The following is a 15,524-nucleotide window of genomic DNA, read 5'->3' as shown; positions in this document are numbered from 1 at the left end:
GCCTGTTTGCTTGAGTTTACCAAGTAAAAAGACACAAATAGGTGCGCTGGCGATACCACTGGTTGAAGGTTGGCAGGCGTAGGGCGCTTTCTTGAGTTCGTCGCCCTGAGGCACAATAGGGGTCATGACTTCCAAAGGAAAACCGTCGCCGCGCTCGGCTGTTAAACCGCTGAGCGATGCGCAAGTGGAGCTGCTGGGGCGCCGCCACCATCTGGTGGACCCGACGCAATATCTCCCAACTGGCCCGCGCAAGGTAAACACCGCCGAAATCGAGGCGCAGAACCCGAAGGGTACCAAGCGCCTGCTCGATGCCGTCTCTATGGTGCTTCGCGCACATAGCAAAGTCTATGCGTGGGGGCTTGAGCACGTTCCCGAAACCGGTCCGTTCATCACGGCGGCCACGCACGTCACGATGTATGACGTTTTTATTCCGATGGACGCGCTGTTCCATATGGGTCGTCGCCCGCGCTATATGGCGAAGGCCGAGATGGCGCACTGGCCGATTATCGGGCGTTGGTTCCAGCTGGTGGGCATGCAACCAGTGCCGCGCCGCAGCGGCAAGGCCATCGAAATCGAGAAGGAATCCATCGACATCATCACCTCGGGCCGTCCGCTGACCGTCTGGCCGGAAGGCACGCTCTCACGCGACCCGCTCAAATGGCCGATGAGTCTCAAAGACGGCGTCGGTATCATCGCGCTCGAATCCTCGCGCCGGCTCGGCCATCAGGTGCCGCTCTATTGCGCGGTGACGTGGGGCGCGGCGAGCATCAACCATTGGTGGCCTTGGCCGCGCAAGAACGTGGTGATGTGCTACGACGACGCGCTGGATTATGGCGACCTGCTCAAAGACACCGATTCATGGGGTGTCGAGCCGCCGATGGAACTGGTCACGGAACTCACCACGCGTATCCGCGAACGCATGGAAACCATCATGGCTGAAATCCGCGGCGAGCAGCCGCCGGCCGAAGGCTATTGGGATTTTCGGACGATGAGTCGCAAGCCGCGTCGCTGATTCTTCATTTTTCGTACCTCTTGGCGCACCAAGAAGCCCAAAAAATGGAGATTTAGACGTAATTGTTGCAAAAATGGCCCACTTGGCGCACCAAGATACCCCAAAATTGTCACTTTCGACGTTAAAGTGCGTAAATCGGGCATCTTGGTGCGCCAAGAGGTGCAAAATGGAATGAAATAGACGGGCCGCGGAATTGACGAAGTAGTCTATACTGCGGCAGAATGGTTGAGTTCTTGACGGCAGGGCATACGTTCGGCGAATCCATAACGGTAGGCGATAATCGCCACTATTATGGAGGAAGTTAGCGGTGCAAAGGAGCAGATTATGAAGGTGACAGTACTTGGGGCAGGCGCTTGGGGGACGGCGTTCGGTCAGGTGCTTGCGGACGCAGGCAACGACGTGATGATGTGGGCACGCGAACCGGAAATCGTCGAAGGTATCCGCGACCGCCATTACAACGGAGTACGGCTCCCAAGTGTCAAGCGCCTTCCGGACAATATGACTGCGACCGGCGATCGAGCCGAAGCCGTCGAGCAAGCCCAGATCGTCGTTGTCGCCATCGCCGCCCAGCATGCACGCGAGGCGTTGGAGCTTTTTGCGCCGCTGATCAATGCCGATGTCATTGTGGTTTCGTTGATGAAGGGCATCGAACGCACCACCGGCAAGCGTATGGATGAAGTGGTGCGTGAGGCGTTGGGAGGTCTGCCAGCAGAACGGTTTGCTGCCATTTCCGGGCCGAACCTGAGCAAGGAAGTTGCCGACCGCCAGCCGAGTGCGACGGTGGTCGCCTGCGAAAATATCGACAATGCCAAAACCGTGGCGGAAGCCTGTAAAACGCCGTATTTCAAGGCGTTTGTCACCACCGACGTCATCGGCGTGGAGATGTGTGGGTCCCTGAAGAACGTCGTGGCGCTCGCCGTGGGTATGGCCCGTGGCGCCGGTTACGGGGAAAACACCGCCGCGATGGTCGAGACGCGCGGGCTTGCGGAACTTGTGGCGCTCGGCAAGGCCGCGCACGCAGAAGCCAAGACTTTCCATGGTCTTGCGGGAGTCGGTGACCTCATCGCCACCTGTGGTTCGCCGCTGAGCCGCAACTACACCTTCGGTGCGAACCTCGGCCGCGGGATGAGCGTCGAGGAAGCGACAAAAGTCAGTAATGGCGTGGCAGAAGGTGTGCCCACGACGGAAGCCGCGGTTCGTATGGGCGAACGTCTCGGCGTGCAAACCCCACTCGCCAGTGCGATGAACGATGTCCTAAAGCACGGCCTGACCTGCAATCAGATGCTCCATGAGCTGGTAAAAGGCAATATCACGGAAGAGTAACTGGACTTTCTTCTTACCGACACGCCCATGTTTCCGGCGTGCATCGGCTTTGTGAATGAGCAATTCATTCCCTTTGCCCGCAGTTCTTTGCCGTGTACGCTTGGGACTCAGATTCGGTTTTGGACCAAGTAAAGCGAGGGAATATGCGCAAGCAGCGTGTGGTGGTGTTGTACGGCGGCAGGGCGGACGAACATTCGATTTCCTGCATTTCTACGGCAGGGGTCTTGAAAGCCATGGATACCGAACGTTTCGAGCCGATTCCCATCGGCATCACCAAGGCCGGAGAATGGGTGATAGGCGGTACCGATCCGCGCGATTTCAATCTTTCCGATGGCGCGATGCCCGTGGTCGAAGGGACGGAAGCGAACGAGGCTGTCAAACCGGTCGTCCTTGATATGTCTCGTGGCAACAACGGCTTCTACGTTCGTGAAACAAACGGCAAACTTACTTCGCTCGGTTATGTGGATGCGGTGTTTCCGGTGCTGCACGGACCGTACGGCGAGGACGGAACGGTTCAAGGTCTTCTCGAGATGATGGGCGTGCCTTACGTCGGCTGCGGTGTCTTCGCTTCGGCGGCCTGCATGGACAAGGCGTTCACCAAGATTATCCTTGCGCAGGCCGGCATTCCCGTGGCTCCTGGAGTGACCTTCGATACCCGTGATTTCGACCCGTCAGACGAGTTCAAAAGCGATGCTGCCGAAGCGATGAAAAGTATTAAGTCGGCCAAGCTGCGTTACCCGCTGTTTGTCAAGCCTTCCCGCGCAGGGTCGAGTTTCGGTGTTACCAAGTTGGAGCGTGAGGGAGACACCGAGGAATTGGCTGCAGCGCTGTTCGAGGCGTCGCACCACGACTGGAAAGTGCTTGTGGAGCAAGGCATCGACGGACGCGAGATTGAATGTGCCGTGCTCGACCCGGTGGCTGGCGAGGAGCCGAAATCGGCGCTGCCCGGCGAAATCGTGCTCGATCTTCGCGCCGAAGGCGATGACCAGTTCTACGATTTCGACAGCAAATACACCGATTCCGACGCCTCCCACGTTGAAGTGCCGGCGAGCCTACCTGACGAAACGTTGAAACGTGCGCAAGAAGTCGCGGTACGTGCGTTCAAGGCCGTCGACGGGGCAGGGCTTTCGCGCGTCGATACGTTCGTTACGAAACGTGGCGAGGTGATGGTCAACGAAATCAACACCATGCCTGGATTCACGCCGATTTCGATGTATCCAAAGGCTTGGGAAGCGACGGGCGTGAACTATACCCAGCTGATTACCAAGCTTATTGAAGGCGTTTTGCGATAAATTTGTATATTAAATAATATCAACTTTAATTTAATATAGATAAGATGGCGATAGATATCAATGCATACCGCATTTTCTATAATTGATAAATATCGTAAGTTGATGAATAGTCTGAGAGGGCGTGTGCCGCAATATGAACGACGATAACCGTTCCGAAGAACAAACTCCGCAGTCGGTCGAGCACGAGGAATCAGGTTCGTCGCAGCAGTCGCAGTATCAGCCGCAATCGGCTTATCAGACAGTGCGGTCGCAGACGCAACCCGAGCAGCCGGAACCTTGGCAGCGACCTCAGTCTCAGCCTACCTGGCCGGCATATCAGTCTCTGGGATACCCAACTCAATACCAGGGTCAGCCTTACAACCCTCAAAGCCAGCCGTGCCAGCAGCCTCAGTCGCAGCCATACCAGCCATATCAGTCCTCCCAGTCCTCTCAGCCTCAGACTGATTACGGGCAGCCTCAGTATCAACCGCCTCAATCCCAGCCGCAATATCAGCAGTTCCAGCAATATTCGTCACAGCCGTACCAGCAGCCCGGACAATACCCAACGCAGCAATACCCGCAACCGCAATATCTGGCTTACCAATATTCCGCGTATCAGGCGCAGCAGTTTGGAGCGCAGCCTCAGTCGCAGCGGCCCCAGCCCCAATATCAGCCCGGAATACCGTACCAGTACCCGTCGCAGCTCCCGTATGCCCAGCAGCCTGCACAATATGCACGTCCGGCTTCCAACGGCTACTGGTATCAATCAATCTCTCCGTGGCAGGCGGCGATGTCTCGCTGGTTGGCCAACGCCCGCAAGCGTTTCTCGAATATCGGCTTCACCCTGGCCATGGTGATTCTGGTCTGGAACGTTCTTGCGTTGGGTATTTCGCAGCTCTCAACCATCTTCATCAACCCGAAGAAACTTCCGATGTGGGCCGAACTGCTGATGGGTAATGGCCCGCTCTATGTCATCGCTATCCCGCTTTCGTTGCTCATTTTCCGCTCGATGCCGAAGGTGAAGCGCAAAACGAGCGATATGGGCATAGGCATGTTCCTGTCGCTGATGGCGATGTCGTTCCCGCTTGCTGATATCGGCAATTTCATCGGCAGTATTCTTTCAGGTCTGTTCTCCAACGGGAAGGCGCAGAACAGCATCGATGAGCTGACGCAAAACCTTGACCCAGTGAGCCTTCTGCTCTTCACCGTGATCATCGCCCCGATTTTTGAGGAATGGCTTTTCCGCCGCCTGTTAATCGACCACACCCAGCAATATGGCGAGAAAACGGCGATCCTGCTTTCGGCCTTCACTTTTGGCATGTTCCACGGCAATCTGTTTCAGTTCTTCTATGCCTTCGGTTTCGGCCTCCTGCTGGCCTATGCATACGTGCGCACCGGCAAGTTGCGCTATACCATCGCCATGCATATGACGTTCAATTTCTTCGGTGGATTCCTGCCGCAGATGACGTTCCTGACGATGAGCAAGTCCACTGCGAACGCGGTCAACACCGACATAGTCGGCGGCATGAAAAAGGCGTTCGCGGCGGGGCACGGCGGTGAGGTCACGCCGTTCCTGATTTACCTTATCTTCGACATCGTGATGTTCGTCGTCGGCATCGTTGTCGCCATAGTCGAACGCAAGAAGCTCGTGTTCTATCGTGCACCCGAGGAATTGCCCAGAGGCACGCGGGCCAAGACGGTGCTCGGCAACCCCGGCATCAACGTCTTCATCGTGCTGTGTGTTCTCGAGATGATTATGGCGCTTTTCGTCAGCTGAGGGTTGCACCATCAGCGTCGTACAAGCCGCGTCGGAAAGCAGAAAATAGGTCCCGAAATACTGCTTTTGAACGCGGTCTGATTGTCTGTTGCGTCGGAAAGCAGAATAATGCCCGTTTGATTCTGCTTTCCGACGCGGGGCGGCGAGTGAGAAAACGAGCCGTGATGTTGCAGTGTTGCAGCTAGGCTCAGATGATAAAGTCCTCTTTGGCCAGCGCTCGGACGGCGCAATCTCGCACCCTGTCCTGATTAATGTCGGGATTGGCAAAGAGCAAAGCTTCGCCCTGAACCCCGTCGGCGGAAAAGCCGGTGAAGTTGATTTGCGGTGGGTTTCTGCGGTCGGTGAGGTCGATGGTAGCCGCTTTGAGCACGCTTGCTATTCGCTTGGCGGCCATCTTGATATCGGTTCCGGGTTTCACTGCAAAAGCGACGCTGACACGCGCCTCGCCTTCTTGGGTAAGACGTTCCAGCGCAGAGGTGTTGAGCACCGAATTGGGGATGATGAGCTGATTTCCGTTGCGTTCGCGCACCACCGTCTGACGCCAAGTGATGTCCTCGACGGTGCCGGTGATGTTCTGAATGCGCACATGGTCGCCTGGGTGGATGACATGGCCGATCATCAGTCCGAATCCGGAAATGATGTTGGCTATGGTGTCCTTAAGCCCCAGTGAAATTGCGACGCCGCCGACACCAAGCGCCGTGACGATGGTGGTGGGGTTGATGCCGAAAACCGGCTGGAGCACCATGGCCACGGCAATGGTCCAGATTGCAACCAATGAAAGGTTGACGAAAATCGACGCATTGGGAATGCCAGAATGATTAAGTAGTTTTTTGAGCCATCGTGAAACGGCTTTGGTAGCCACAAAGGCGATGGCAAGCACGATAACCAGAAATAGGATGCGGCTATCGTGCGCCTTGAGCCAGTCCAGCAATGTTTCCATAAGGCTTTAGCTTACCCCCGTAGGCTTCTGCCTGTCGGATCGGCTGAAACAAAAATCAAGCGGTGTGGCTGATGCCACCCATAAGCGCCGCGTTTCCCCTGAACCCGTCGGTGTGTTGATGCTGCATAGTGTGAAGATCTTCAAGCAGAGCATCAACCTCATGCTTGAAATCCTTGTCTTGACTTTCTGCTTGGGCGAGGCTCTTGAGCACCGAACTTTCGCCCTTCTCAAGCGCACTGCGGAACATCTGCACCCAGAAACCAGGCATGCTGTCGCTGGAAACGGCCATGTAAAGTGTACGAGCGACCACAGCCGCATCGAGATTGCTCCACTGTTCGACCGTCGTCTCCTTGGAGAGCTTGGGCCACATACCCGAAATCGCGAGCAGACCGCCCACCGAGAATTCCAAAAGACAATTCTGGGTGATGTTCATGTCGCGGTCGAGGTGCTGCCACTCGATGATGCCGTCGCGAAGCGCGTCGTGCACGGTGAAAAGCAGAAATGGGGAGCTGTGCGAGTTTACCGTAAGGGAGATGCGGTCGAGATAGACACGGTTGGCCGGTACGCCGATGAGCTGCATAACAATGCCGTTCCACGCCTTGGCGGGGTCGACGGTGAACTCAGGCAGAGCCCTGTTGATTCCTTCGACGGCGTGCTGGATAGCGGTTTCGGCGAGATTGTTGAGTTTGCAGTAGTGGTAGTAGAAAGAGTTACGGTTGACGCCCGCCAGATTGACTATGTCAGTGACGGTGATTTTGGGATAATCCCGCTCCTCAAGCAACTTCCAGAACGCATTCTCCATGCGCGTCGTAGCCGGCAATTGATTTGAGTCTTGTCGGGGTCTAGACATTCTGATGCCTCCTGATGATTGAGAAAATTCTATGTTGAAGAATTTCTGTACTGATTCTAAAGGATAACGGTTGACGATTTTCATTAAATTACGATTATCGCGTAGAGAAAACTTTTAGGCTTTCAAGCATAAATATACAAGTGCATATTAAACTGGTTAAATTAATAATATAATCTATTTCCTCACGCAAAAGTGTACAATATTATAAATTAAAGTGTGACGAACATCACATTAAATAAAAATTCGCTTTTAAAGTTGAGGTGAACAATTAAGCGCGATAGATTGAAAACATGAATATTGATGGTTATCAATTGCTGGTAGGCGGTTTCGGTTCGTTACATGACGAACAGAGCAAAGGTGTCGAACGCTATGTATTGAGGATGCCTAATTCTATATACAAAAAAACGTTTGACGTAAACACGTTTTCTACGGCGACGGCTTCCGTCAAATCCGAAGGGGAAGCTGCTGGGAACACAATGCCGGGTGATGTGCCGACGATTGCTGCCGCAGGCGTCGCTTCCGATGTGCCGTCTCCGTCGTGGTTGTTGCGTGAAGGGGACACGGTTTTCGCTGTTCTTGAAGACACCGATGAAGTGGCCTCACTGAGACTTATATATAAGGAATCCGGTTCGAGCGATGGCTCCTGTGCAGGCGACGATCCGAGACTTGAGGAAATATCGCGGGTGAAATTGCCTGCCAAGTCTGGCCCGACTCATGCGGCGATTGCCTTGGACCCCAAGCTTGGTCGTCACTTGATCACCGCTGACTACGCAGACGGCACTGTTTGTGTTCTGCCGATTGGCGCAGACGATGTTCTGGGTCCGGTGGCGCAAGTGCTGCATGGGAATCCGGAGCATCATGGCCCCTTGCCGGCGCAGGAAGGGCCGCATGCCCATTGGATTCTTCCTTTGGCCGATGGACGCGTGCTGACCACCGATCTGGGTGCCGACCGCATCTACGTCCATCACTGGGAGGGTTCGCGTTTGGTCCGTACCGGCTTCGTTTCGCTTGCGCCCGGAACAGGACCACGCGATATGCATGTTTTGCCTGGTCCCTCCGGTGAGTTCGGTTTCAGCGGTGATTGGCGTATCGCCGTGGTCGATGAGTGGGGATGCACCGTGACCATTCTGGAACCGGTCGGTTTGGACTCTCACCATCCCGGCAATGCTGAAGATGCCGGTAGTGGGCATAAAGATAAGGGGCATGCCGAAGAATTCTGGGTTTCCCAGACCGTTAGTCTCGGTGGAGATCAGGGGGAACATCCCGATCAGGCCGCGTCCTTGGCCTTTGTACCTGACGCCCTTTGCCTGGCCAATCCCAATGAAACACAAGGCAGCACGGTCTCGCCGTTCTCGCGTGGTTTCGTCTACGTCGGGCTGCGTGGAACCGAGCGCATCGTGACCTTGTATTGGGACGGCAGAAAGCTGAGCCGCCTGGCGCCAGAAACACAGCGTGATTGGGAAGGGCGCGGCGTGTTAAGTGGCGGCAAGCGTCCGAGGCATATCAAGGCTATCGGCAACATGCTTGTCGTCGCCAATGAGGTCAGCGACAACCTGAGTCTCTTCCGTGTGTCCGATGACGGCGAGCCGGTACATCTTGGAGATTATCCGGCAGGATCTCCGACCGTGGTTTTACCTCTGACCGGAATCTAAACCGGGTTTGGTTTTGAGGTCTGTGGTATTCCGCAGGGAGATTGGCAGGTAAGCGGGTGAATGAATATTTTGTTTGCTTTCTATTTTTTACAACTATTCGCTTTTACTGCTTGTCGGCATAAAACAATATTGTAATGCAAATTAAGCTGTAAGATGTCTATTTTTAATTTGACGTAATTGACGTATAGCCATTGACGTAATCCGGGAACGTGAAACGTTGTCAGTGGTCGATATTTGAAGCTGAGCGGTTAGATAAAGGGGTTGAATACAGGAAGAGTTTCTCTTGCATGCAAGTTGTTCGCGCAAGGCCCATCCTGCCATTGCCGGATATCTGCTCAAGTTTCCGGTCCTGTGTATCGGGCTGCAAATCCGCTTGGTTGTCCATCACGTATTTGAAATATAAGAGTGATATTAACGGAATAAAAACATGTTTATGCATATTATTCACGTTGTTCGGGCCGTAAATGTGTAGAAAAATCTTGAAAAATGACTCTGAAAATACGCTGCAAGCAAAATTTATAGTGGACCAGACAGCCGTTTCGGAGGTCGGAGTTTTTTCACGACGATCATCGAGCCGTTCATCTTGATATTGAAGCCGTTCAGCCTAGCTGGATATCTGAGGTTGTTGCCCTTGGTCGGCCCCAGTTGTATACTTGATAAGTTGTGTGTCGCTGTTGTGCGCTGAAACGCAGGATAACGACATCAAGACTTGCAAGTCAAAACAGTATAGGGAGTCCATTATGGCAGCTCGTTGCGCAGTGTGCGGCAAGGGACCGCAGACCGGTTACAGCGTTTCGCATTCACATATCCGCAATAAGCGCACCTTCAACCCGAACCTCCAGTCGGTTCGCACCACTATCGACGGACAGAACGTTCGCGTTCGCGTGTGCGCCAAGTGCATCAAGGCCGGTAAGGTTCAGCGCGTGGTTGCGTGAATCGCGAGTAACAAATAGTTAAGAAACCTCCGTACGTCGTTCGGCGTCGGAGGTTTTTTCATGCCTGATTTGTAACTGCAGACGAGGATAAGAGGCCCAGAGTTTTTTCATGTACATTTCAATAGTTGATTTATTTTCGAACGTAAGTTATATTTATTTTGAACGTAATTAATGATGGTGTATTACGTTCCCAAATACTGTTCGAAAGAGGCAACGTTGGAATCCGCGATTGTGTTCAATGTACAGAAATTCAGTCTTAACGACGGCCCCGGCATACGTACCGTCGTCTTCCTCAAAGGATGCCCGCTGCGATGTGGGTGGTGCTCCAACCCGGAAAGCCAGAAGAAGACGCCGGAAATCGAATGGGACGAGCGTTCCTGTGACGGTTGTGATGCCGATAATGCTCTTGCAAGCAAATTCGGTTTTATCAAGACGGGATCGCGCCGGGGGCCGGACGTGACGCGCTTGCGGATAGGGGGAACCCACGTCGATGCCGCATTGAAGGCCTGTCCTGGACTCTCTGTTGTCGGCGTAAACCGCACAACCGACGATGTGCTCGCAGAATGCCTTCAGGATGAGCCGTTTTACGAGGAAGGTGGCGGAGGAGTCACGCTTTCTGGGGGCGAGCCGCTGGTATGGGGACATTTCTGTGTGGAATTGCTCGACAAGCTGAAGGCTCACGGCATCGATACCAGCATGGAGACCACCGGCCATGTACCCGAAACAACGTTCAAAGCTGCCATCGGGCATCTCGATCATATTTTCATGGATCTCAAACAGTACGATACGAAGTTGCACAAGCGCGGTACCGGCGTCGGCAACGAGCTGATTCTCAAGAATATGGCCTATGCCGTTTCCACAGGCAAGGACCTTCTGATTCGCACGCCCGTCATTCCCGGCTTTAATGATTCGCTTTCCGATGCCAGGGGCATGGCTCGCAAACTCAAGGAGATCGGGGTCGATAAGGTTCAGCTTCTGCCTTTCCATAATTTCGGCGAATCAAAATATGAGCTGCTGGGGCGCGATGACTACGCGTTCAAAGGCGTGCCCAACACACATCCCGAAGAAATCGAGGATTTCAGGCAGGTATATCTCGAAGAGGGTGTGAATGCCTTTTTGTAGCGAGGGTTCAGCGTCTCGAACTGCGAAGTTGGTGTTTTGTTTCCTCGAAACCAGGATTGACGATTATTTTGGTTTGATAAAACTAATACTTCCGTTTGAAAAACAATCTGCTTGTGATTGCTGAATGAAGGGTGTTAGGCTTGCGATATAGGCAAAGTGCAAACTTGAGGAACGGAAGGTATACCGATGGAGACGAGGACGAATCGTATTCTTGAGCTTCTTACCGAGCACAAACGTATCGAGGTCGCCACGCTTGCCGAAGAACTCGGCGTTTCCGAAGTCACGATGCGCAAGGATCTGAGCGCGCTCGAAAAGCGTGGCATCATCGATCGTGAGCACGGATTCGCGGTGCTGAAAAGCGCCGACAACATGGAAAGCCGACTTGCCTACCATTACGAGGAAAAGCTGAAGATCGCCAAGCGTGCTGCGCAGTGCGTCCATGACGGCGATACCGTCATGATCGAGAATGGCAGTACTTGTGCTTTGCTGGCTGCCGAACTGGTTTCGACGAAAAACGACCTCACCATCATCACCAACAGCGCGTTCGTCGCCGGATACGTTCGTGGCAAATCCCAAAGCCAGATCATCCTTTTGGGCGGAATATACCAGCAGACGGCGCAAGTCATGGTGGGGCCGATGGTCGAGCGCTGCCTGAAAGGCATGTATGTTGACATCCTTTTCGCCGGAACCGACGGATACAGCGAGGAGACGGGATTCGCCAACCGTGATTCTCTTCGTGCCGAGACCGTCTGCGATATGGCGCAGCACGCTGGCCGTGTGGTCGTGGTCACCGAAAGCAACAAGTTCTCCCGACGCGGCACCGTTCCTCTTGATTTCGGCGACAAAGACGTGTCGACGTTCACGGATGACGGTCTTTCGGATGCTGCCCGGAAAATGTTGGAAGGGTATGGCGTCGACATCGTCACAGTCTGATGTTTCGCTGTAGGTAAATTTTATTGTCGTGTTGATTCCCGGCGCGAATCCGTTGATTCTGTGCCGGGTTTTCAATCGTATCCAAAACGGGTATCTGTAAGGCGCTGACGTCAAAAGTATTAAACGATAATTTTCAATAACTTCAAGGCATTCTAGGCAGGGAGTCTTTCTTTGCTTTTTCAAAAGCAATCGTTTTATGGATGCGAGAGTAGTTTGCCTAAAATAAATCAAATCGAAAGCAATAAATTTACGAACAAAATATAAATTACTTACGAAGTTGACAAAAATACTTCCTTTCGTTATTCTGAAGCTGCGTAAGTGATGTAGCTTACATTTATGAAAGGAAAGTACGATGAGTGATTCACATTTTGGAAAGCTCACTGACAGGATGAACTCTTTCCGTGATCAGTTGCTCGATGCAGTGCCGCAGATCGATGTCGATCGGGCGATGATTACGACCAAGGTCTATCAAGAGCAACAGGATCAGCCCCTGGCCATCAAGCGTGCGATCATGCTCAAGGAGATTCTTGAGCAGATGCCGATTTTCATTGAGCCCGAGACGGTTATCGCCGGCAACCAGGCTTCGAAGAACAGGTCGGCGCCGATTTTCCCGGAGTACGCGATGGACTGGGTGATCGACGAACTCGATCAGTTCGAAAAGCGCGATGGCGACGTGTTCACCATCACCGAGGAAAACAAGGAAAAGCTGCGTTCCATCTATCCGTTCTGGAAGCACAACACCCTCCAGGATCGTGGGCTTGCAGCCTTCCCGCCTCATTCCAAGCTGTTCTATGATCTCGGCATCATCAAGTCCGAAGGCAATATCACTTCAGGCGACGCCCACTGCGCCGTCAACTATGAAGGATTGCTGAAGCTCGGGCTGAAGGATTACGCCCGTCGCGCCCAAGAGAAGCTCGATGCCCTCGATCTGACGGATTACCGCAACATCCACAAGAGCTACTTCTATCGTGCGATTCTCATCGTGGTCGATGCCGTCAAGGAATTCGCGGGTCGGTACGCCGCGTTGGCCCGTGAGCAGGCTCAAGAGTGTTCGCAAAAAGGTGGCGAACGCCGTGCTGCCGAACTCCGTGGAATGGCCGAGGCCCTTGACCATGTGCCATATGAGCCGGCGCGCACCTTGCGCGAGGCAGTGCAGTCGGTATGGCTGATTCACCTCACCTTGCAGCTCGAGTCCAACGGGCATTCGCTTTCCTACGGTCGTATGGACCAGTATCTGTGGCCATACTATGAAAATGATCTGAAGACCGGTCGGATTACGACCGACGAAGCCGACGAGCTGATGTGCAATCTGTGGCTCAAGACCTTCACCATCAACAAGGTCCGTCCATGGAGCCATACCCAGTTCTCTGCAGGTTCCCCGCTCTATCAGAACGTGACGGTCGGCGGCCAGAAGCTGGTGGACGGCGAAGCGAGGGACGCCACCAACCCTATGAGCTGGCTCATTCTCAAGTCCGTGGCGCAATGCCATTTGACGCAACCAAACCTCACCGTTCGCTATCACGAGAATCTTCCCGACGATTTCATGAACGAATGCATCGAAGTGGTGCGTTGCGGTTTCGGTATGCCGGCGTTCAATGATGACGAGGTCATCATCCCCAGCTTCATCGAAAAGGGTGTGGCCCGCGAGGATGCCTACAACTATTCGGCCATCGGTTGCGTGGAGACGGCGGTGCCCGGCAAGTGGGGCTACCGTTGCACTGGCATGAGCTTCCTCAATTTCCCGAAGGCGCTCTTGATTGCGATGAACAATGGTGTCGACCCGCAAAGCGGCACGAAACTGGTCGAAGGCACCGGACATTTCAAGGATTTCACGAGTTTCGACCAAGTCATGAACTGCTGGGACAAGGTCATCCGTGAGATGTGCCGGCAGTGCGTCATCATCGACGCGACCTGCGATATGGTCCTTGAACAGGACACGGCTGATATTCTCTGCTCTTGTCTGACCGACGATTGCATCGAACGTGGCCTGAACATGAAGGAAGGCGGCGCAGTCTACGATTTCATCTCCGATCTGCAGGTGGGTATCGCCAACCTCGCCGATTCCCTCGCCGCCATGAAGAAGGTGGTCTTCGAAGAAAAGAAGGTCACGCCCGAAGAGCTTTGGGACGCGATGCAGGCCAATTGGCAGGGTGAAAAGAATCAACACATCCGCGAGCTGATGAAGGCGGCGCCAAAGTACGGCAACGACGATGATTACGTCGATTCGCTTATTCGCCAGGCGTATGACATCTACATCGATGAGATGAAGAAGTACCACAATACCCGCTACGGCCGCGGGCCGATTGGTGGAATCTATTACGCCGGAACCAGTTCGATTTCAGCGAATGTGCCGCAGGGTGCAGGCACGCTGGCCACCCCTGACGGCCGTGCCGCAGGCGAGCCCCTCGCCGAAGGTTGCAGCCCCTCCCATTCTGCGGATCAGCATGGCCCGACCGCCGTGTTCAAGTCGGTCTCCAAGCTCCCCACGGATGACATCACCGGTGGCGTTCTGCTCAACCAGAAGATGACCCCGCAGGTGCTTTCGAAGATGGAAAATCGTCAGAAACTCGCTTTGCTGACGCGTGCGTTCTTCGACAGGCTTCACGGGTATCACGTGCAATACAATGTCGTCTCCCGTGAAACATTGCTTGATGCACAGGTCCATCCGGAAAAGCATCGTGATCTGATCGTTCGTGTCGCCGGCTACAGCGCCTTCTTCGTTGTGCTGTCCAAGGCGACTCAGGACGACATCATCGAACGGACCGAGCAGACGCTGTAATTCGTCATCCACGATTTTCTTAGATGTCGGCAATGAAAGGAAATAACCATGAAACTCATCATTGATGATGCGGATACCGAAGCCATCAAACGCTTGGTTGAGTATTATCCGATTGATGGTGTGACCACCAACCCCTCGATTCTGGCGAAAGCCGGACGGCCTCCCTTCGAGGTGCTGCACGAGATCCGTTCCATTATCGGACCGGACCGCGAGCTCCACGCGCAAGTGGTGGCCAGGGATGCCAAGGGCATGGTCGCAGACGCCCACCGGATCGTCAAGGAGCTAGGGGACAACACGTTCCCCAAGGTTCCAAGCGTTCCCGAAGGGTTCAAAGCAATCAAGCAGCTGTCTGCCGAAGGCATCAACGTCACCGCGACGGCCATCTATACTCCGTTGCAGGCGTTCATAGCGGCCAAGGCCGGAGCGGTGTATGCGGCCCCGTACATCAACCGCATAGACAACATGGGTTACGACGGTATCGATGTCGCCTGCAAGATTCACGACATCTTCAGGGCCAATGATCTGCACTGTGAAGTTCTGGCGGCGAGCTTCAAGAACTCGCAGCAGGTGCTTGACCTGGCGGTTCATGGTGTCGGTGCCGCGACGATAGCGTCTTCGGTCATTGACTCGCTGACCAAGAACGCTGCGATCGACGCGGCGGTAGATGATTTCGTGGCCGATTTCGAAGGTCTTGTCGGCTCCGGAAAGACTATGGCCACTCTGTAGGCGATAGCCGGTTCGATGGTATGGGGATGTCTCCTCTGTGCCATTGCAGCAGCAAAATCGTCGGTTTCGACGGTGGTTTTAGCCAATGAAACCACCGTCGAGGCCAACGACAACACAACGAGACGAACACTTCAAGACGCAATGTGTGATCGGTGTCGATTCGGCATTGTGACTTCAAAAACATTTTTTTTATGAAATTCCGGG

Annotated in this window: 12 protein-coding genes; 10 read left to right on the top strand and 2 right to left on the bottom strand. The window is 54.0% G+C overall.

The window, feature by feature from the left end:
- The first annotated feature begins 124 nt into the window (after positions 1 to 124).
- The 4 genes from OZX70_RS07900 (at position 125) to OZX70_RS07885 (ending at position 5,383) form a co-directional block, all read left to right on the top strand.
- Positions 125 to 1,012 carry a lysophospholipid acyltransferase family protein gene (locus tag OZX70_RS07900; RefSeq protein WP_277180530.1) on the top strand — a complete coding sequence of 296 codons (888 nt, stop codon included), beginning with the start codon at positions 125 to 127 and terminating at the stop codon, positions 1,010 to 1,012.
- A 324-nt stretch (positions 1,013 to 1,336) separates the two neighbouring features.
- Positions 1,337 to 2,335: an NAD(P)H-dependent glycerol-3-phosphate dehydrogenase gene (locus OZX70_RS07895; protein WP_277180527.1), complete on the top strand. Its 999-nt coding sequence runs from the start codon at positions 1,337 to 1,339 to the stop codon at positions 2,333 to 2,335.
- A gap of 143 nt (positions 2,336 to 2,478) precedes the next feature.
- Positions 2,479 to 3,627 (top strand): D-alanine--D-alanine ligase family protein, encoded by a 1,149-nt coding sequence (locus OZX70_RS07890; RefSeq protein WP_277180525.1) that lies wholly within the window; start codon positions 2,479 to 2,481, stop codon positions 3,625 to 3,627.
- 133 nt (positions 3,628 to 3,760) lie between these two features.
- The gene (locus OZX70_RS07885) at positions 3,761 to 5,383 is read left to right on the top strand and encodes a type II CAAX endopeptidase family protein (protein ID WP_277180524.1); all 1,623 of its coding nucleotides are present in this window, start codon (positions 3,761 to 3,763) and stop codon (positions 5,381 to 5,383) included.
- Between the two features lie 187 nt (positions 5,384 to 5,570).
- On the opposite strand, the gene OZX70_RS07880 is transcribed toward OZX70_RS07885, so the two are convergent.
- Both OZX70_RS07880 and OZX70_RS07875 read right to left on the bottom strand, forming a co-directional pair.
- Entirely contained in the window at positions 5,571 to 6,323 is a 753-nt protein-coding gene (locus OZX70_RS07880; RefSeq protein ID WP_277180522.1) for a mechanosensitive ion channel domain-containing protein, read from the bottom strand.
- A gap of 55 nt (positions 6,324 to 6,378) precedes the next feature.
- Positions 6,379 to 7,173, bottom strand: a complete 795-nt coding sequence (locus OZX70_RS07875; RefSeq protein WP_277180520.1) for a TetR/AcrR family transcriptional regulator — start codon at positions 7,171 to 7,173, stop codon at positions 6,379 to 6,381.
- A 476-nt stretch (positions 7,174 to 7,649) separates the two neighbouring features.
- Here OZX70_RS07875 and OZX70_RS07870 point away from each other — a divergent pair, with 476 nt between their 5' ends.
- From OZX70_RS07870 to OZX70_RS07845, 6 genes are all read left to right on the top strand, one after another.
- Positions 7,650 to 8,825, top strand: coding sequence for a beta-propeller fold lactonase family protein (locus OZX70_RS07870; RefSeq protein ID WP_277180518.1), 1,176 nt, complete (start codon positions 7,650 to 7,652; stop codon positions 8,823 to 8,825).
- Between the two features lie 740 nt (positions 8,826 to 9,565).
- Entirely contained in the window at positions 9,566 to 9,760 is a 195-nt protein-coding gene (gene rpmB / locus OZX70_RS07865; RefSeq protein WP_277180516.1) for a 50S ribosomal protein L28, read from the top strand.
- A 216-nt stretch (positions 9,761 to 9,976) separates the two neighbouring features.
- On the top strand, positions 9,977 to 10,882 hold the full coding sequence (locus OZX70_RS07860) for a glycyl-radical enzyme activating protein (RefSeq protein WP_277180514.1): 906 nt from the start codon (positions 9,977 to 9,979) through the stop codon (positions 10,880 to 10,882).
- A gap of 186 nt (positions 10,883 to 11,068) precedes the next feature.
- Positions 11,069 to 11,815 (top strand): DeoR/GlpR family DNA-binding transcription regulator, encoded by a 747-nt coding sequence (locus OZX70_RS07855; protein ID WP_277180512.1) that lies wholly within the window; start codon positions 11,069 to 11,071, stop codon positions 11,813 to 11,815.
- A 352-nt stretch (positions 11,816 to 12,167) separates the two neighbouring features.
- The gene (locus OZX70_RS07850; protein WP_277180510.1) at positions 12,168 to 14,594 is read left to right on the top strand and encodes a glycyl radical protein; all 2,427 of its coding nucleotides are present in this window, start codon (positions 12,168 to 12,170) and stop codon (positions 14,592 to 14,594) included.
- A 48-nt stretch (positions 14,595 to 14,642) separates the two neighbouring features.
- Entirely contained in the window at positions 14,643 to 15,320 is a 678-nt protein-coding gene (locus OZX70_RS07845; protein ID WP_277180508.1) for a transaldolase family protein, read from the top strand.
- The last annotated feature ends 204 nt before the right edge of the window (positions 15,321 to 15,524 follow it).

The organism is Bifidobacterium sp. ESL0732, assembly GCF_029395535.1.
Taxonomy (GTDB): domain Bacteria; phylum Actinomycetota; class Actinomycetes; order Actinomycetales; family Bifidobacteriaceae; genus Bifidobacterium.
The sequence above is the reverse complement of the archived record's forward strand: the minus strand, read 5'-3'. Positions and strand labels throughout refer to the sequence as shown.

Bases quoted from the DNA above. Each gene is read 5' to 3' on its own strand.
- OZX70_RS07900 (WP_277180530.1), top strand. From the start codon at position 125: ATGACTTCCAAAGGAAAACCGTCGCCGCGCTCGGCTGTTAAACCGCTG.
- OZX70_RS07895 (WP_277180527.1), top strand. From the start codon at position 1,337: ATGAAGGTGACAGTACTTGGGGCAGGCGCTTGGGGGACGGCGTTCGGT.
- OZX70_RS07890 (WP_277180525.1), top strand. From the start codon at position 2,479: ATGCGCAAGCAGCGTGTGGTGGTGTTGTACGGCGGCAGGGCGGACGAA.
- OZX70_RS07885 (WP_277180524.1), top strand. From the start codon at position 3,761: ATGAACGACGATAACCGTTCCGAAGAACAAACTCCGCAGTCGGTCGAG.
- OZX70_RS07880 (WP_277180522.1), bottom strand. From the start codon at position 6,323: ATGGAAACATTGCTGGACTGGCTCAAGGCGCACGATAGCCGCATCCTA.
- OZX70_RS07875 (WP_277180520.1), bottom strand. From the start codon at position 7,173: ATGTCTAGACCCCGACAAGACTCAAATCAATTGCCGGCTACGACGCGC.
- OZX70_RS07870 (WP_277180518.1), top strand. From the start codon at position 7,650: ATGCCGGGTGATGTGCCGACGATTGCTGCCGCAGGCGTCGCTTCCGAT.
- rpmB (WP_277180516.1), top strand. From the start codon at position 9,566: ATGGCAGCTCGTTGCGCAGTGTGCGGCAAGGGACCGCAGACCGGTTAC.
- OZX70_RS07855 (WP_277180512.1), top strand. From the start codon at position 11,069: ATGGAGACGAGGACGAATCGTATTCTTGAGCTTCTTACCGAGCACAAA.
- OZX70_RS07850 (WP_277180510.1), top strand. From the start codon at position 12,168: ATGAGTGATTCACATTTTGGAAAGCTCACTGACAGGATGAACTCTTTC.
- OZX70_RS07845 (WP_277180508.1), top strand. From the start codon at position 14,643: ATGAAACTCATCATTGATGATGCGGATACCGAAGCCATCAAACGCTTG.